14 protein-coding genes, 1 tRNA gene and 1 pseudogene are annotated in these 16816 nt (G+C 65.2%); 1 reads left to right on the plus strand and 15 read right to left on the minus strand.

From position 1 onward, the window contains the following. Nucleotides 1-19: 19 nt before the first annotated feature. From nusA to ACLJEU_RS17575, 11 genes are all read right to left on the minus strand, one after another. Complete coding sequence (gene nusA, locus ACLJEU_RS17525) at nt 20-1252, minus strand: transcription termination factor NusA (protein ID WP_414660215.1); 1233 nt, start codon at nt 1250-1252, stop codon at nt 20-22. 126 nt (nt 1253-1378) lie between these two features. Then, nucleotides 1379-2605 (minus strand): DUF2851 family protein, encoded by a 1227-nt coding sequence (locus ACLJEU_RS17530; protein WP_414660214.1) that lies wholly within the window; start codon nt 2603-2605, stop codon nt 1379-1381. A gap of 320 nt (nt 2606-2925) precedes the next feature. Next, nucleotides 2926-3678, minus strand: a complete 753-nt coding sequence (locus ACLJEU_RS17535) for a lysophospholipid acyltransferase family protein (RefSeq protein ID WP_414660213.1) — start codon at nt 3676-3678, stop codon at nt 2926-2928. Beyond that, entirely contained in the window at nt 3678-4424 is a 747-nt protein-coding gene (locus tag ACLJEU_RS17540; protein ID WP_414660212.1) for a GNAT family N-acetyltransferase, read from the minus strand. Before ACLJEU_RS17540 ends, ACLJEU_RS17535 begins: the two co-directional genes overlap by 1 nt. Then, nucleotides 4421-6049 carry a DedA family protein gene (locus ACLJEU_RS17545; protein WP_414660211.1) on the minus strand — a complete coding sequence of 543 codons (1629 nt, stop codon included), beginning with the start codon at nt 6047-6049 and terminating at the stop codon, nt 4421-4423. Before ACLJEU_RS17545 ends, ACLJEU_RS17540 begins: the two co-directional genes overlap by 4 nt. A 33-nt stretch (nt 6050-6082) precedes the next feature. Then, complete coding sequence (locus ACLJEU_RS17550) at nt 6083-6529, minus strand: YHS domain-containing (seleno)protein (protein ID WP_414660210.1); 447 nt, start codon at nt 6527-6529, stop codon at nt 6083-6085. 13 nt (nt 6530-6542) lie between these two features. Further along, nucleotides 6543-6953 (minus strand): DoxX family membrane protein, encoded by a 411-nt coding sequence (locus ACLJEU_RS17555; RefSeq protein ID WP_414660209.1) that lies wholly within the window; start codon nt 6951-6953, stop codon nt 6543-6545. 98 nt (nt 6954-7051) lie between these two features. Continuing rightward, nucleotides 7052-7801 carry a hypothetical protein gene (locus ACLJEU_RS17560; RefSeq protein ID WP_414660208.1) on the minus strand — a complete coding sequence of 250 codons (750 nt, stop codon included), beginning with the start codon at nt 7799-7801 and terminating at the stop codon, nt 7052-7054. Then, entirely contained in the window at nt 7798-8337 is a 540-nt protein-coding gene (locus ACLJEU_RS17565; protein ID WP_414660207.1) for an RNA polymerase sigma factor, read from the minus strand. The genes ACLJEU_RS17560 and ACLJEU_RS17565 overlap by 4 nt, the downstream gene beginning before the upstream one ends. A gap of 185 nt (nt 8338-8522) precedes the next feature. Beyond that, the gene (locus tag ACLJEU_RS17570; RefSeq protein WP_414660206.1) at nt 8523-9221 is read right to left on the minus strand and encodes an NRDE family protein; all 699 of its coding nucleotides are present in this window, start codon (nt 9219-9221) and stop codon (nt 8523-8525) included. A gap of 50 nt (nt 9222-9271) precedes the next feature. After that, nucleotides 9272-9802, minus strand: coding sequence for a hypothetical protein (locus ACLJEU_RS17575; protein WP_414660205.1), 531 nt, complete (start codon nt 9800-9802; stop codon nt 9272-9274). 525 nt (nt 9803-10327) lie between these two features. Between ACLJEU_RS17575 and ACLJEU_RS17580 the strand changes: the two genes are divergently transcribed. Further along, nucleotides 10328-10415, plus strand: a tRNA-Ser gene (locus tag ACLJEU_RS17580). Nucleotides 10416-10632: 217 nt separating this feature from the next. On the opposite strand, the gene ACLJEU_RS17585 is transcribed toward ACLJEU_RS17580, so the two are convergent. From ACLJEU_RS17585 to ilvA, 4 genes and pseudogenes are all read right to left on the minus strand, one after another. Next, nucleotides 10633-12795: a PAS domain-containing protein gene (locus ACLJEU_RS17585; RefSeq protein WP_457795394.1), complete on the minus strand. Its 2163-nt coding sequence runs from the start codon at nt 12793-12795 to the stop codon at nt 10633-10635. A gap of 631 nt (nt 12796-13426) precedes the next feature. Then, nucleotides 13427-13900, minus strand: a pseudogene (locus ACLJEU_RS17590) (TonB-dependent receptor plug domain-containing protein); the annotation flags it as partial. 262 nt (nt 13901-14162) lie between these two features. Next, nucleotides 14163-15449 carry a DNA recombination protein RmuC gene (locus ACLJEU_RS17595; protein WP_457795270.1) on the minus strand — a complete coding sequence of 429 codons (1287 nt, stop codon included), beginning with the start codon at nt 15447-15449 and terminating at the stop codon, nt 14163-14165. A gap of 144 nt (nt 15450-15593) precedes the next feature. Further along, nucleotides 15594-16814 (minus strand): threonine ammonia-lyase, encoded by a 1221-nt coding sequence (ilvA, locus tag ACLJEU_RS17600; protein ID WP_414660203.1) that lies wholly within the window; start codon nt 16812-16814, stop codon nt 15594-15596. Between the last annotated feature and the right edge of the window lie 2 nt (nt 16815-16816).

Consider the following 16816-nt stretch of genomic DNA (forward strand, 5'->3'; position numbering starts at 1 on the left):
AGGTCGGAAAAGTTAAAGATTATCGAGTGCGCGCGGCGACACGGTTGATGATATCAGCCGCTTCTTCCGCCGTGAAACCTGCACCCTCGAGGTCGCCCGCTTCGACGCCTTCGAACAACTCGAGGGAAACAAAACCGGCTTTGACGAGACGCAGAGCCTGCGCTTCCGGGATGCCGAGCGACGTGACCAGCTTGCGCTTGGCGTCACCCTCCGGGTCCGCGCCGACCGCCTTGAATTCCTCGATGTCGAGCCGCCAGCCAATCAAGCGCGACGTGAGCCGCGCGTTCTGGCCTTTGCGACCGATGGCCACCGCGAGATCGTCGGTTGCCACCTTGAGCAGGATGCGATGCGTCTTCTCATCCAGCACGATCTCGCGCGGCACCGCCGGCTTGAGCGCCTCGATGATCATCTCGCGCGGATCAGCGTAATATTTGATGATGTCGATCTTCTCGCCACCGAGCTCCCGGACGATCGTCTTGACGCGAGCACCGCGCGCACCGACGCAGGCACCGACTGGATCGACTTTCGGATCAGAACTCGTGACCGCAATCTTGGTGCGGTAACCCGGTTCACGGGCGAACGCCTCGATCTTCACCGTGCCATCGGCCACTTCGGTGACTTCGAGTTCGAAGAGGCGGCGCACAAACTTCGGACTCGCGCGGCTGAGAATGATCTCCGGCCCGCGCGGCGTGCTCTCAATTTCCATCAGCAGGCAGCGAATACGCTCGCCCGGCTGGTACTCTTCACCCGGGACCTGTTCCTTGCCCGGCATGACAGCCTCGGCCTTGCCGAGATCGACGAAGAGATCGTTACGCTCACGCCGGCGCACGGTGCCGGTCACGATGTTTCCGACCTGGTCCTTGAAGTCATCGTAAATGCGATCCTTCTCGAACTGCCGCAGCCGCTGCATCACGGCCTGACGCGCAGTCTGAGCTGCAATGCGACCGAGAGTCGACGGATCGATCTCCTTCTCGAGCATCTCCCCAATCACCGCGCCCGGCTTCACCGCCTGGGCTTTTTCCACATGAATTTCCGTCTTCGGGTTGCTTACGGAGTCAACGACTTTAAGCACCGACCACGCATGCAGCTGGCCGTTCTTCGGATTGATATCGATCTTCAGTTCCTGACCGGAATTTACGCCCTTTTGCGCGGCGGTCTTCAAGGCATTCGCGATGGTCGCGATCATGTCGGCACGCGGAATGCCCTTCTCCTTCTCCATGTATTCCAGGACGGATAGAATTTCGCTGCTCATAGGGTGCGCTTGATAAGGAAAAAAAAAGCGGGCCGCAGGGCCCACTTCTTGAAAGTGAGTTGTATTGAGTCGGTAAACGTATCGGCCCGTGCAAAATTTTGTCAAGCCCCCCGCCCCTCCGAGGGACTAGCGGGTCGGTTCGCGTTGCAAAAACCACCCCAACACCCCCTGCGCTGCGCCATGACAAACGGGCAAATTCCGGCCGTCAAAATACCCGAGCTGCCGCAATCCACTCGTCAGCCACGCGGGCAAATCTCCGGCATACCAATGATACCACATTCCGGCCGCTTCGCCCCCCCGGTGTGCGGCCATGAGCGGCAGCATCCCGTCGCAAATCACGTTGTCCAACCGCGTCCCACCCAGCACGCCACCGCACAACTCGTCCGCCACTCTCTTCCGCAATGCGCCAAGGCCGTGCCGACGCCGCCAGTCTCGCGTCGCTCCCGCCATGTCCGCGACCGCCACCGCCTCATTGTCACTAAACGCGAGCAGCCGAACGGGCCAGTCGGGACGCGCCCTCGTCCACGCCGCGTACTGAAGGAGCCGCGCACGAGGTTGATTCGCGGGCCGCACTCCCTGCACGCTCCACGCTTCGCTTTCGGCCGTGAAGGCCTCATCCGGATCGACCGCCCCATCCGCCCAACCCGCCAGCGGCCAACGTCCGGCAATCCGCAACATCGGGGCGCGGTTGAAACGATAACCCAGAATCTCCAGCGCCGCATGATGACAGGCCTCCGTCCAACCGAGCCGTTCCACGCGTATCCGGGAAAAATGGACCTTCTGCCGCCAGCGCTCCAGCGCCTGTAGCCGCAACAAGACTTCGAGCTCCACCAAGGGCAGCGTCCCAAGTTCCGCCGGCAGTCGAGCCAGCGGGCGCCGGGCCAGTGACTCCACCGCCTCATCCGCCGCGAACTCCTCGATCCCGCGGTGCAGCAGCGGCAGCAGTACCAGCGTCGGAATCTCGCGTCCACCGACGCCACGAGTCACCCGGCCTTCGCCCGGCGGAAACAGCACCACGTGCAACACCACCCGATCATACGCCGGATCGCGCGCGTGATCGTGGACGTTCCAATCCTCGGCGTGCAGGTGGACCTCGACGTCGCCGCGAATCTCCGGGTCCGCGTCGTCACCGAGTCGCAGCCGCGCGTCGGTGAAATCCGGTCCGCCGAGGAGATTCCACCTGCCGGCGTGCACCAACCGCACGCGCCGTCCATCGGTGGTGCACGCCGCCGCGCGATCGAAATCGCCGCGCAGCCAGATCTTCTGCAGCAGCTTTTCGGCAAACGAAAAAGCGCCGTAGAGTCCCTGCAGCTCGGCCACGGCGGAAGGTGAAACGGGGGAGACGTAGCTCATCGCCGCCGAGCGTGCTCACCACCAGACGTCCGACAAGGAGCGCACCTACTCCGTATTGGGAGGAAGGCCGTCACTCCCGCCGTTGCCGGCAGAATCCGCCGGTGACGCACTGCACCCGTACCGGCATAGCCTCGTAGGGTGACAGATTCACGGAGGTCCGGGGGGGGCCGTTGCGCGACGGTCCGTGACGTCGCTGGTGTCGAGCCGGCGCCATCCGCGCCGGTGCCACCTGGTCGCAGGTTTCAGGATACGTGCGACCGCCGGGGCGCGGCCGATCGAAACTTCAGGGTCTTGAAAAACTCTCCGCGCCTGGTCGCTGCTCAGCCCGCCGCTGCCACGACCACCCCATTCAGTCGGCTCACGTGGCGGTGCAGCGTGACCGCGAGCGCCTTCCGGTCAGCCAACGCCGGCACGGCGGCACCCCACGCCACACACGCGTGGATTGGGGGCAGCGTGAAGAGATGGAGCAGGTGCGGCGCAAGCGTCATGTCACCCCACCAGCACACTTCTGTCGCCACGTCGTGTCCGGTCGGCAGCGAATACGAGATCGCCGCCGGCACCACGGACCATTGCGCTGCGACGGCCGGTGCCAGGAGCGAAGACTTGAACGGCCGCACCTCCCGGCCATCGCTACTCGTGCCTTCCAGGAAAATCACGATACTCACGCCACTCGCGACGGCCGCAGCGAACTCAGTCACCGCGCGCGCGACATCCCCGCGGCGCTCACGGTCGATGAAGCGGGTGCCGGCCCACCGGGCGAACCAACCGAGAAAGGGCCAGTCCCGCACCTCGCGTTTCGCCACAAACACGACGGGCCGCAGGGCCGCCAGCACCACGATGTCGAGGTAGCTGACATGATTGGCCACGATGATTTCACCGGCCGAAGGTTCGCCCAACTCGGTGATCGTGAGGCCGAGGACGCGGACCACCCGGCCGCAGGTCCATTGCAGCCAGCGCGCACGCGCCGCGACATCGCCTCGCCGGAACACGATGATCACCGCGGCCGCCACCGCCACCAACACAAAGGCGGCGGCCCGACCGAAAGCACGGACGCGTGAGCCCAGGCAGGACATCAGCCGGTGATCGTGCGGAGCGTGCGCACCGGAATCGACTGCACGTCGATCCACGTCAGGAAATCGACGGTGCCAAAATCGCGATCAATGGCTGGCTCGCCGCAAATTTTAGCGCCCAGTGCAAGATAGGCCCGGAGGAGTTTGGGGATCGGCAACGCGACGGGCCGTCCGGTGGACGCCGAGCAGCGCCAGCCGGAGCGCGGGCGGGTTTGCAGGCGCGCTTCAACCAGATGCGCGCCCGCGAGGCCATTGTAAGTCGCAAGTGCCGCCGCCTCGTCCTGCGTGGTCAGTGAACTGCAGCCGGTGAGGTAGCGCGCGCCGTGGGACTGCGCGTACCGGGCAATGCCCCGCCAGAGCAGATTCAGCACGATCAGATTGCGGTGCTCTGCCGCCACGCAGGCCCGGCCAAGCTCAACCAGCTGATCGCGCACGGGCTCGAACCCGTGAAACTCAAACTCCTGCGCACTGTAATAGCCACGGTGCGCGGCGGCGCTGCGACCGGTCTGGAGGCGATAGGTGCCGACGACAGAATTCGTTTCCCGATCCCGCACAAGCAGGTGGTCGCATACTTCGTCGAACGCATCGGCGTCGAGACCGGTGGCGTACGCCTCCGCCAGGCCCTCGTGCAGTTCAAGGTTGAAGATCCTGAAGCGCAGACGCTGGACCGCGCGCACGTCGTCGAGATCTTCCGCGAGAGAGAGTTCGTAGCGGCCGGTGGCCACGACGGGAAACACAAGCGGGTTCATGGGGAGCGGGTATGAGCCGCGACCAGCGCCATCACTTCCCGCAGCGTGAGCGGTTTTGCCCCGCGCGCGCGATTCTCCGCGGCAATATCAAAGGCCAGCCGCCACTGCCGGCACAACACGCGCCAGCCAAACCACACGTTGTGCCGCGGATCGTAGATACTCGTCGACTCCGATGTCAGGCCGTTCAATTCGATCACGGTGAACTCTCCCCGCTGGAAAGCCTCCACCGAAGCCGTCCTGACATCGTAGCGTCCGAAATAAAATCCTGCATGAGCGCGGCTCACCTGCTCGATCGCAATGGTCAGCGCCGGCGTCACGAGGTGCGTGCCGTCGAGAAATAGCGCGCCGCGCGAGTGCGTCCCGAGTTCCGACAACACGACGGATGCTCCGGCGGCCGGAACCTCGTCGAGCCGCGCCTCATGGTGGCGGAGGAAGAACCGCGCCATGCACACGGCGCGGTCGTCGGCCAGGATGAGTTCCTCCAAGGTCCTTTCGCCATCGCCCACCACGGCCACGAGGTGTTTGGCGGTGATCGAAAAAATTTCCCCGCGCGCCGCTGTCGGCCGGCGAACATAGAACACGCCGAACTCCACTCCGGGCACGTACGCCTGCGCGATCATCGGCGCGGCGGCGTGCGTGAGGGCCGCAGTCAGCGCGGCTCCATCTCGCACAATCACGACTCCGCGGCCGCGCTCGCCGACATCGGGTTTCAACACGACCGGAAATTCCCGTCCGACACGGCGCATGAAGCCCACGACCTGCGCGGTCCTTGCGTCCGGCGCACCGGCGGAAATCAGCGCCCACGGCACCACCGCGTTGCCCGCACCGGCCAAGCCGCGCAAAATGGAACTCTTCGACTCGCCGGCCAGACCACCGCCCGCGCCGATGCCCGGGTTGGCAAGCGTGAACAAGGTGAAGCTCCGATGACGCACTCCCAGCCAGAGGATATAGCCGATGACCGGTGGATACACCGCCCACATGGGCCAGAACTCCCAGCGCGTCAGTCGACGCCAGCGGCTGAGCAGCAGACGTCGCCCGCGCCACGTGCTAAAAGAAACCACGAGCCGCAGGCCCACACCCACCACAACGCCCGCTCCGATCAAAGCCGGCACGGCTTGGGTCCACGTTTCCAGGAGTCGCAGCGCCGATTCTCCCAACACCACGGCGCCGCCAACCAGCAGCGGCGTCCAGACTGCGGAGGCCAGGAGAAACCAGCCGACGAAAGGCGCGAGCGGGGCGCGGAGCACACCAGCGGCAAAGTAGGTCGGCAGCCGCGTACCCGGCATGAAGCGACTGGCCAGGATCAGGCCCGGGCCACGGCGGCCGAACCAACGCTCAGCCCGCGCGACTGCCTCGGCGGGAATCCACCGCTGCAAAGGCTTGGCCCCGAGCGCGGGACGACCAAGCCCGCGACCAGCCAGAACGAGCAGCAGATCGCCGGCGAAAATTCCCACCCCACACGCCGCCGTGGCAGCCCCGAAGTTCAACCCACCCCGGGCAACGAGCAGCCCCGCCGCGATACAGGCCAGGTCCTCGCTGACCAGCGTGGCGAGCGCGAGGGCCGCCAAGGCGAGCGGGCCGCCGGCGCCGGCTTCGCGCAACACAGATTCGAACCAATCAGGCACGACGGAAGGTGAACCCGGCAGAGCAGCGCGGAGTCATTTGTTCAGCAGCTTCGGCCAGTTCACCTCGGCTCTGGCGATGTGGCCGGGAATGTCCGCTTCCCACTTTTTCTGAACTTCCAAACTGTAGTTCAGGTAAAGTTTTCCGTTCACGATCTTCCACGCGGCGGGATCGATTCCGGCGGTGCGGCCTTCGCTGACGGCCCACGCACAATAACCACCATACTGCGGTGCGTATTTTTCCGGTGCGGCTTTGAAGGTGTCGCGATGCGCGGCGCTGGCGAAACGCCACGTCGCGCCATTCCAATCGAACGTGAAATCGGTCCCACCCTTCACGGGCTTGGCGTCGGTGAAGTAGGCGACCGGATCATAGCCCTTGATCGCGACGCCGAAGACGGAGGCGTTGACGGGCTTTTCAGCACGCGCAATCAGGGGCAGGATCATGAGCACGGCGAGGCAGAGACGGATGCAGCGCGATTTCATTCGAGTGAAAAATTCAAAGCTGCGGGCCCACCACCGGCAGCGTCCGGCGATGGAGCCAGAGGAGAAACGCGGCACAGACGAACACGACGAGCGCCAGGGCGAAGAGCGTGCCGCCATCGTCGTGGACCACGATGCCGAGTTTGGTCAGGTGAAAGAAAATGGCTCCGCTCATCGTCCCGAGAGCGAGGGCCGCACCGACGGCGACCGTGGCCGGCACGAAGAGCAGCACGCTCGCGATCAGTTCCACCACGCCCGAACCGTAGCGCCCCCAGGGCTCCTGCCCCACTGTGGTGAAGATGTAGACCGACTCGGGCGCGCCGGTGAATTTGAAGAAGAGCGTCTGCAGCAGAATGACCGCAACCGTGATGCGGGCGAGCCAGCTTACGACGACCAGAGGCTTGGACAGCGGGGAAGGTGCTTTCATTGCCAGTAGGAGCGCGACTCGCGCCCGTTATTCCCCCGCCGCCCGTCTGGCCCGGACGAATTCGTTTTCAAGTGGAGCACGCCGATCCGGCGGGGACCTCAGAGCAACCGACGCAGCGCCCGGGCTCCATCGTAGGTCACAAGCGCGTAGGCGAACTTCGCATCCTTCCAGGCCGTCGCGTTGAAGTGCCCGCTCGAAGCAACGCGCGAAACTGCCTCCACCGCCGTCGCCGAACCGGGCGCGAGGCCGTCGACGGCGGTGACATAGAGGTGATAGAGGAAACCGCCGTGGTAGAAGCAGACCTCGAACGTCTCGCGTCCGGCGAAGCTCACCCGGCGGCAGCCCAGCCGGCGAAGTTCATCGCCGTCCATCTGCAGGTGCGCGGGCAGCGGCAAAGCCGCGTTGGCCAGGCGATCCTGCAAGCCGGCGAGTTCGGGGCGGAGGGTCGTGTGCAGGTCGTGCGTTTTCGCCACTTCATTCATGGCGAACGCGGCAAAATCGCCGGCGCCAGTTTCCGATGAACGGAGAGAGCGCACCCGCACCGTGACAGAAAAAACGATCGCGATCGCCGCGGCGACGGCGAGCCAGCCGGGATTCACCGACCAGCGGCGCCGCGGCTGGCTGGCGCGCCCCCCGGCGAGGATCGCCTCGCGGAGGCCGGCGGGAGGTTGCACGGCGTTGAGCTTCGCCGTGACGGCACGATCAAAGGACTGCTCGCATTCGAGCCAATCCCGCAACAGCGGATCGCGCCCCACCTGCGCGAGCGCAGCGGTGAACATCGGATCCGCGGCATCGCTGCCATCGGTACGGTAGGCGCGGAGAAGAAACTTGGCCTCGTGGTGGTTCATGGGCGGGCGTTTTTCCGGGGAAATTCGATGATGCTTCCGCCCGTGGATTTTTCCGCGAGCCGGACGCGGAGCTGGGCCTTGCCACGCGAAAGCCGCGACATCACCGTGCCGATCGGCAGGCCGAGAATTTCTGCGATCTCGCGATAGGAGAGTTCCTGCAAATAGAAAAAGGCGAGTGGTTCGCGGAACGCGTCGTCGACCTCCTGCAGGGCCTCGATCACGAGTGGAGCGTCGAGCCTGGCCACCAGGTCGACTTCCGCGTCCGCCATGTCCTGCTGCCCGGGGGCGAGAGCCTCGATTGCGGTGATCCGGTTGCCGCGACGACGCGTGCGCAGAAACTCGCGGTAGAGCGTCGTGAAGAGCCACGACCTGGCTTTCGATTTATCACGCAGCGCGTCGCCCTTCCTGGCCCACACATAGAACGTCTGCTGGGTGAGATCGCCGGCATCGGAGGAGTTCTTCGCCAGGCTCAACGCAAAGCGGTAGAGCGGGGCGTAGTAAGCCTCCACGAGTGCCGGAAAAGTCTCGTCGTGCATCGAGCATGAGAGCCGCGACGCACCGGACTATTCCGGGTGGCGGCGTCATTTGTCACCGCTGCGAGCACGCGGCCGGCAACTCAAGCCGGACTCATGCCGTTGAAGGTTGAAAGGTGAAAGTCGAAAGAACGGTGATTGGGGGCTTTCAACCTTCAACTTTCACCTTTCAACTGAATCGTTCCGATTCAGGCCGCGAGTGGCGCGCGCCGCCGCATTCGCAGCCTCACTTGCACCGGCCCCAGCACCTCCGGCTCCCCGGTCACCCAACGCACCGGCGCGTAGCTCAAGCCGATGACACCCGCGCGGACCGACACGTGCGTGATGCTCCGCGTGGCGGCGTCCGGTCGCCGCATCAGCACGGAATGCGCGCCGCCGTCCCGCTCGTGCTGGCGATGAAACGAAGCGAGTTCCTCCACGGCCGGTGCCCGCGGCGATCGCATCATGGCGCCAAAGCACGCGGTGCGTTTCGCGATGATTGCAGCGGTGGCATACGACGACGACGAGAGGATCGGCCAGCGCACGGAACGCGTTCGCCGTGCAAGCGTCGTCCCGTCCCAGTGCAGCACGAGCAGGCCTTCCTCCGGCGAAAGCGCCACGAGGTGAAACGCCGGGGTGCGCCGGAGCGGTTGCCGGTCCACGATGGCGTAGACGCTCGCATGGGCGTTTGCTCCGGCACACGCAACGACCACGTGCCCGCGGCTGAAGCGGGCCCCGGCAGCGGACGGATGCCACGCGCTGCCATAGTCGTTCAGCAGACAAATCGTCAGGCCAAATTCGTTGGCCAGCAGCCAGGTGCCGCCGTGCTCCCCGTCGCGCGGCGCGACAAAGCTCACGCCGGCCGTCCGGGCAAGACCAGGCGGCGTCTCAGGCGCGCGGGTGTTCAATTCATCCCGATTGAAAAAAAGATCGTACCCTCCCCGACCGCCACTCCAGGTCACCGTGCACATACGTTCTGCGTCTGCTGAAATTTGATTGTCGAGGGCGCGACGCCAAACGTCGCCTCCGGCTCGCACCCTTGCACGCGCGCCATCACCGCGACGATCGCGTAGTGATGGATGGTGTGGCTGAGGAGAAACTCGAGTTCCCGCAGCACCGATGTGTCGGTCATCAGGCCCTCGGCGGTCCCGGCACCGATCTGCAAGCCGCGGTTCGGCAGCGTCGCAGCCAAAACGGTGAGACGATGGGAAATTTCTTCCATGATCGCCGACGCATAGCCCGGACTGCCCTCGATCAGAGGATCGCGCGCACGATCCTCATAATCGATCCCGCCTTCGCCCAAGCCGCGGAGAAAACACTGATAGTGCTCGACGATGTGGCGAAGATGGCCGCCGACCGAGGCGTTGTAACAAATCGGAATGCGCGCGGTGAATCGGGCCTCACCCAGCTCCGCCAGCAGGCCGATCCCTTGGCGGATAACGGCGAGATTGGCGTGAACGGCGACATGGACAGGTGAAAGCGGCGTCATGGCGGAGAGATTGAGGAGCGCGCCAATGAGAGCGCCCGTTTCAGCCCGTTATTCCCCATTCCTGAAAACCAGGCCGGACAGAAACGTCGCCGCGGGCGGTGCATCCACGGATGCATCCGGCAACCAGGTGCTCGAACCGATTCCCGGTGTAGATTGGAATCGACCCATCCTGCGTTCGGGGCGGTGCCCTCATCGCGCGGGTCCTGCCCGGTCGCACGCTCTTCCAGGTGCCGGCGAGGGAAAGATGCCATCCGTCGTAAGTCGGTTTCGGATACGCATGAGCCCCGCATCGACATCGGGGAGGCACTTCGGCCCGCCTGACGAACAGGTCGGCATGCCCATCGTCGCTCGCACCGCTTGCCGCTGCCGACAGGGGAAACCTGCGATCGCCCGAGGGTGAGGCCGGAGACTTCACGCGGGCGAAGCGGGCGCTCCGGGCGTTCCCGCAAACCAAGCTTGCCGAACGGAGTCGCAGTCCCAAGTTTCCCGGGAGGCAGGCTTGGTTTGAATGCTACAAAACCAAACGGAGAGGTGGCAGAGTGGTCTATCGCGGCGGTCTTGAAAACCGCTGGGCCGCAAGGTCCCGGGGGTTCGAATCCCTCCCTCTCCGCCAGCCTTCGCCACGCCTGCGGCTGGCAGGCCAGCTTACCGATTCGACCCTTTATCCACAGGCGAGGGCTGCCCACCGTAGGCTCGGCGAAGACGGGCTCTCGTCTTCGTCTCAAGCGCAGCCATCGATATTGAAAGCCAGCTGTCCTTCGGCCGCGTCAGCGACCGGCGGCTGTCAACGTCGCGGCTGGTCTTGGCAATATCGCACTTGCGCCGCCAGGTTACGCCTCCGTCCGTCGGGATCGAAGCGCGTCCTCAACCGCCCCGGCCCGCGGGCGCGGACCGTCGGCTTTGCCGAACGGCAACTCGAGAATGAACGTCGCACCCGTGCCGGGACCGGCGCTGCGGACGTGCAGGCTCCCGCCCATTTCCTTGGCGGCGTTGGCGCTGCTGTGCAGGCCGAAGCCGTGGCCCGACTTTTTCGTCGTGAAGCCCTGGTTGAAAATCCGCGCAAGATTCTCGGCGGCGATGCCCGCGCCATTGTCGATGACCTCCACGCGGACGCGTTCCTCCGCGCTCCGCGACAGGTGCAGCACAATTTTGCGCCCCTCCGCCCGCGCATCGAGCGCCTGCTTCGCATTCGTGACGAGATTGACGAGGATCTGCATCACCTTGTGGCGATCGACGGAAACCGGCGGGACACTTTCAAATTCACGCACGAGCTCGATGCGGTGCCGTCCCAGCGCGCTGGCGGAAATACGCAGCGCGTCCTCGATGAGATCAGCCATTGCAATGAGCTCCGTCGCGCCCGACACCTTCGCATACGACTGCTGCATCGCCACGATTTGCTTGATGTGTTCGACGTTCTGCTGGAGGCCGTGCGACTCCTTCACAAACAACGCCTGCTCGCGGGCCAGTTGATCAGCGAGAGCGGCGAGAAACGCCGGCAACTGCCGGCCGCGAGGATCGCTGGTGAGGAATGCCGCGAGGTCCGGACCGTGATCCTGCAGCAGCTGGACGGCGCGCGTGAGACTGCCGGTTTTCGACTTGCGCGCCGGCTCGACCAGCAGCGTCGCGGAGACGTTCACGCTGTTCAGCACATTGCCCACGTTGTGCAGCACGCCGGTCGCGACCTCGGCCATGCCGGCGAGGCGAGAGGCGTCGACGAGCTCGCGCTGCATGCGCTCGATCTGCTGGGCCGCCACTTTCTGCTCGGTGATATCGATGGCGATGCCGCGCTTGTTCGCCCGGGCGGCGGCCATGCGATCATCCGGATGACAGAGCTTCGCCCAGAAGTTCGGCTCGGCCAGCCAACGATCCAGCGGGTAACCGAGAATGCGCTCAGCCTGGCCGTTCATGAAGAGAACGTGCGCCTCGACGGCATCAGCCTCCCAGACGATGCCGTTGATGGAGTTGACCAGCGATTCGAACTTCTCGCGCGCCGCGTGAATCTGGGCCTCGGCCTGCTTGCGCTCCGTGATGTCCGTGTGCGAGCCCGCCATGCGGTACGGTTTTCCGGACTTGTCCCGCAACGCCGCGCCGCGGGACAGAATCCAGCGGTGGGAACCGTCCTTGTGCCGCATCCGAAACTCCACCTCGTATACCGCTCGCTTGCCGGCGAGGTACTCCGTCACCGCCCGCACCGCATTTTCGCGATCGTCGGGATGGATCAATTCGACCCACGCCTCGTGGCTCACGTCGAGTTCGTCCTCGGCGTAGCCAATCATCGCCTTCCACTGCGGCGAGAGATAGCGCTCGTTGGTCAGGAGATTCCAGTCCCAGATGCCGTCGCTCGCCCCGGCCACGGCGATCTCGAACCGCTCCCGGCTCTCGCGCAAGGCGGCATCCTGAGTCTGGATACGCGCCAGCATCTGGTTGAACGCCATCGTGAGCCGGCCCAGTTCGTCCTTGCTCCGCTGCTCGACCCGCACCGAGTAGTTCTGTCCCTCGCCAATGAGTCGCGCCGCCTCGGCCAGGTGGCGGACGGGGGTCACAATCGCCCGCTGAAGACGCGCGGCCAGAAAGACCGCGACGAGCGACGCCGCCACGAACACCACGAGCAGAATCTGGCCGTACTCCCAGAGACGCGCCCCAAGCTGCGACGTGTCGGCCGCCAGCTGGAGCGTGCCGACCCGCTCCCCCTTCAACTCGATCGCCGTATGCAGCAGGAGACCTGCGGAGCTGAAGCTCTCGCCAAATTCAGCCGGTGACCGCCCGGGCAGCGTTCCCACAAAGCCCGGATTGCGGTAGCTGGCAAACGCGGTGCCGTCCTTGAAAATGACGGCCCACTTGATGTGCCGCTGGCCCTTGAGCTCGCTGAGAATTTCGCCGGCCGTGGCCTTGTCGTCGAACGTCAGCGCGGCGGTGCTGAGACCCGCCAGCGTCGTCGACCAAGACCGTCGCGGGCTCGGTCGCGTTGTAGTTGAGCTGCCGCTGCCGGAAATTCTGCCTGACCTCCAACCCCGTGGTGACGGTCAGCTGGCTGGACAGCCGCTGCGATAGCGTGGCCTCGGTCCCCCACCAGTCGCCGCGCGCGTCGTCCCGGTTGAGCAACACCTTCACGGGATCACCCGCCACCGCCGCATCGTACGGATAGAGCCCATGGTAGTCGTAGCGATGATAACCCACGCGCGCCATCAGCTGCGTCCCCGGGGTGAATTCATGCTCAAACTTCAGGTCAAGATGTCCGGAGATGTCCTGAGTCTGCGCGCGGGGATCGTTGAAATAGGAGCCGAAGCTACCCGTCGGGATGCCGCGCGTCCGTTTGTTGAATACACCGGAAAGCGTGAAGCCGCGATACGCGGCGTTGCCGGCGGCATGCCACGCTCGCTGGTAGTCCAGGTTCTCCGCGATGCCGTGGTTCGTCTCGGGCGCGTCGAACTCCGCGTAATAAAGCCGGTCCTGCCCGCGCGTCTCAAAGTACGAAGCCGCCGCGAAGAACTCGAAACCTGACTTGTACCTGTACCCGGCCGCGGTGCGGGTGCGGTAGCTGCCGAAATTCCCCGCCTCCGCCGTGGTCTCGACACCGTTCAGCGAACCGCCGCGCCGGCTGATCACGTTGACGGTGCCGAAAAAGGCGCTGCTGCCGTAAAGCGACGAGGACGGGCCGCGGATCACCTCGACCCGCTCGATGTTGTCGACGTCGACCGGCGACTCGTGCCCCACCCAACCCGAGTCGTAGAGATTGTCGTTAACCCGGCTGCCGTCGACGAGCAGGAGCACCCGCGAGTTGTAGTCGCCGGGCCGGCTGAAGCCGCGCATCCCAAGGTAAGTGTAGTAACGGTCGTCGGTCGTGTAGACGCCGGGCGTGCTGCCCAGCGCGTCGGCGAGTGTCCGGTATCCGAATACAGCGATTTCCTCGCGGGTCACGATGCTGACGGAGGCAGGGGCCTCCCAGAGGCGCTGGCTGCGGCGCGACGCGGTGGACACGGTGTCGAACTGCACATCGAGCAGTTCCTTCAGGGAGAGATCCGCCAGACTCATCTTCGGTGCAGGTCCGGTGGGAAACGAGGCCGGTGCGGCGGCACCCGCGAACGTCGGCGCAACCATCGAGGCAGCGAAGGCAAGGCAGAGCGCGGCACCCCGCCGCCCCGATCCGCGGGGCCCCGGGGCAGCCTGTGGGGTGAAGGGATTTGAATTCTTGCGGCCAGGGAGGGTCTGGAGCGTGGACGCGCCGTCGGGACGCGCCCCCCATCGCGCCGCCGCTTTCGCAACGAGTATGAACAAGAAGGCGTATTCGGCCTTTCGGGCCTGAACTGGAGATACCCGCACCCGAACCAAAAAACCTCAAGTCCGGTCCCGGCTGCGACGCTTACCCGTCATCGGCCACGCTCTCCGCCTCCGGGAGGTCCTTCGCCGCCTTGGCGCCGAGCGTCTTCAGCTGCCCCGCCTGACGCACGAGGTTGCCGGGACCGGTGTGGAGTTTGCTGTTCGCCGCCTGCCACGCCTCCCGCCCGGCCTGCAAGGCCTCCCCGACCCTGCGCAGGTCGTCGACGAAGCCGACAAACTTGTCGTGCAGCCGGCCCCCCCGCTCCGCGATCTCGATCGCATTCTTCTGCTGGTCCGCCAGCCGCCAGACATTCGCCACCGTCCGCAGCGTCGGCAGCAACGTGGAGTTGGTAACGAGCACAACTCCGAGTTCCATCGCCTCCTCGAACAACGAGGGATCCTGCGCGATCGCCGAGAAATACGCCGACTCGATCGGAATGTACATGAGCACGAAATCCGGCGCGTTCATCCCGGAGCTCGCGTGATAGCGCTTCCGGCCGAGATCGCGGAAATGTCTCCGCGTCGCGTCGACATGCCGCGCCATCAGGTCAGCACGCACGGCCTCGTCGGGAGCGTTGCACGCCTCCTCGAAACTCCGGAGCGACAACTTTGAATCCACAATCAGGTGGCGCTTCTCCGGCAAATCGATCACGACATCCAGAAACTGCTGCGCGCCGTCCGCACTGGTGGCACCTTGTTGCCGGCGATAGTGCACATCGCGCTGCAGGCCGGATTTCTCGAGGAGCTTTTCGAGCATGTTCTCGCCCCAGTTCCCCAGGACCTTGGCGTCGCCCTTCAGTGCCTTCGCCAGATTCGCCGCCTCGGCACCGATCCGGCCGACCTGCTCCTTCAACAACGCGCTGTGACTGGCGGCCTCCTGGCGCGTCGTGTCGAGGCTCGCCTTGAAGTGCCCGAGATTCTCGCGCAACGGAGCCAGCAATTTATCCAGACTCTCCGCGGACTGCTGGTTGAAACGCGCCGCATTGTCGACGAGCAGTTTGTGCGAGATCGCCTCGAAATCCCGGCTGAAACGCTGCTGCAGCGCCTCGATCTGCTGACGTTCCGTGGCCAGACGTTCGTTGAGGAACGCGATGCGTTCGCCCATTTCCGCCTCGCGGGTGCGCGACGCCATGATCTGTTCCTGCTGGGCCGCGCGATCCGACTCGAGCCGGTCGCGCAAAGAGCTCACCTCCGCGATCCGGGCCTGCAGCTGCTCGCGCAACTCGCCCTCGAGCCGGTGATCGCCCGGAGTGCCCCGCAAACTGCGTATCCACCATCCGAGCATGAAGCCGGCCGCAACACCGAGCATGACTTGAAAAACGGGATGCATACGCGACCTACCAAACACAGAAACGACCCGAAAGGAAAAGCTCGATGCCTGCGCTCCGGGCAAAGCCGGCCTGCGCGACCAGAATCGCGGGGGGAGACGGACCCTCGGCAAGGCTCTTCCCCGCTTCCCGCTCGCACCGGGACATCACTGCCCGTTCAGGACTGCGACGGAAAATCCCGCCGCCTTCAGCGCGCGATGCAGCGTGGCCACATGCGCGTGATCGCGCGTTTCAACCGTGCACACCGCCTGCACCGCAAAGACGTCCGTTCCGCCGAACGCCCGCTCGTGGACAATGTCCTGGATGCTCGCCCGGCAGTCGGCGATCACGCGCGTCAGCGCAGCGAGTCCACCCGGTCGATCCGTGACGGTGGCGGTGAACCGCGTCAGCCGTCCATCGTGGACGAGGCCCTTCTTGATCACGCGGCCGAGCACCGGTGGATCGATGTTGCCCCCGCTGAGAATCAGCGCGACGCGCCGACCGCGGAGTTCGGGCAGCTTGCCGGCCATCAGCGCCGCGAGTCCCACGGCCGCGGCGCCCTCGACCACGGTTTTTTCCAGCTCGATCATCCGCAGAATCGCGAGCGCGATCCACTCCTCGCCCACACTGATAACCTGATCGACGCGACCCCGCGCGAGCGCGAATGCGGTCGGTCCCACCGTGAGCGGCGCGAGGCCGTCCGCCAGCGTGGCGCGGCGCGGGACCGTCACCGGCTTTCCCGCCCGCAGCGCGGCGGCAAAATTCTTCGTGTGCGTGCTTTCGATCCCGATGATTTTCACGCGGGGCCGCACCGCCTTCACCGCGAGCGCCACGCCTGCAATCAAGCCCGCGCCACCGATCGGCACGAGAATCGCGTCGACGTCCGGCACCTGCCGCAGGATCTCAAGGCCGAGCGTGCCCTGCCCCGCGATGACGTCCGGCGCATCGAAGCCATTGATGTAGGTGAGATGTTCCCGGGCGCACAGGGCGTCCGCCTGCGCGCGCGCCTCGGTGAAATCACGTCCCTGCACGATCACGCGCGCACCCAGTTTCTCGCAGGTGGCGATCTTGATGAGCGGCGCGTAGTCCGGCATCACCACGGTCACGGGAATGCCGAGCAGATGACCGTGATAAGTAAGACCGAGCGCGTGATTGCCCGCGCTGGCGGCGATCACCCCGTGTTTCTTTTGCGCGGGGGTGAGACGTAGCAGCGCGTTGCGGGCGCCGCGTTCCTTGAACGATCCGGTGCGCTGCAGGTTGTCGAGCTTGCAGACGATGCGCGCGCCCGTGATCTCGCTCAGCGGTATCGATTCGGGACACGGCGAAAAATAAACTCCGCCCGCAATACGACGCTGCGCCGCCCGGATGTCCGAAAGAGTAACAGGCATGC

The sequence above is a fragment of the Terrisphaera buseokensis genome, assembly GCF_047521145.2.
Taxonomy (GTDB): Bacteria; Verrucomicrobiota; Verrucomicrobiia; order Opitutales; family Opitutaceae; genus ER46.

What these genes read in the sequence shown, in the direction of transcription:
- ACLJEU_RS17550 (WP_414660210.1), bottom strand. Translation starts at nt 6,529, where the DNA reads ATGAAATCGCGCTGCATCCGTCTCTGCCTCGCCGTGCTCATGATCCTG.
- ACLJEU_RS17530 (WP_414660214.1), bottom strand. Translation starts at nt 2,605, where the DNA reads ATGAGCTACGTCTCCCCCGTTTCACCTTCCGCCGTGGCCGAGCTGCAG.
- ACLJEU_RS17595 (WP_457795270.1), bottom strand. Translation starts at nt 15,449, where the DNA reads ATGCATCCCGTTTTTCAAGTCATGCTCGGTGTTGCGGCCGGCTTCATG.
- ACLJEU_RS17535 (WP_414660213.1), bottom strand. Translation starts at nt 3,678, where the DNA reads ATGTCCTGCCTGGGCTCACGCGTCCGTGCTTTCGGTCGGGCCGCCGCC.
- ACLJEU_RS17540 (WP_414660212.1), bottom strand. Translation starts at nt 4,424, where the DNA reads ATGAACCCGCTTGTGTTTCCCGTCGTGGCCACCGGCCGCTACGAACTC.
- nusA (WP_414660215.1), bottom strand. Translation starts at nt 1,252, where the DNA reads ATGAGCAGCGAAATTCTATCCGTCCTGGAATACATGGAGAAGGAGAAG.
- ACLJEU_RS17565 (WP_414660207.1), bottom strand. Translation starts at nt 8,337, where the DNA reads ATGCACGACGAGACTTTTCCGGCACTCGTGGAGGCTTACTACGCCCCG.
- ilvA (WP_414660203.1), bottom strand. Translation starts at nt 16,814, where the DNA reads ATGCCTGTTACTCTTTCGGACATCCGGGCGGCGCAGCGTCGTATTGCG.
- ACLJEU_RS17575 (WP_414660205.1), bottom strand. Translation starts at nt 9,802, where the DNA reads ATGACGCCGCTTTCACCTGTCCATGTCGCCGTTCACGCCAATCTCGCC.
- ACLJEU_RS17560 (WP_414660208.1), bottom strand. Translation starts at nt 7,801, where the DNA reads ATGAACCACCACGAGGCCAAGTTTCTTCTCCGCGCCTACCGTACCGAT.
- ACLJEU_RS17555 (WP_414660209.1), bottom strand. Translation starts at nt 6,953, where the DNA reads ATGAAAGCACCTTCCCCGCTGTCCAAGCCTCTGGTCGTCGTAAGCTGG.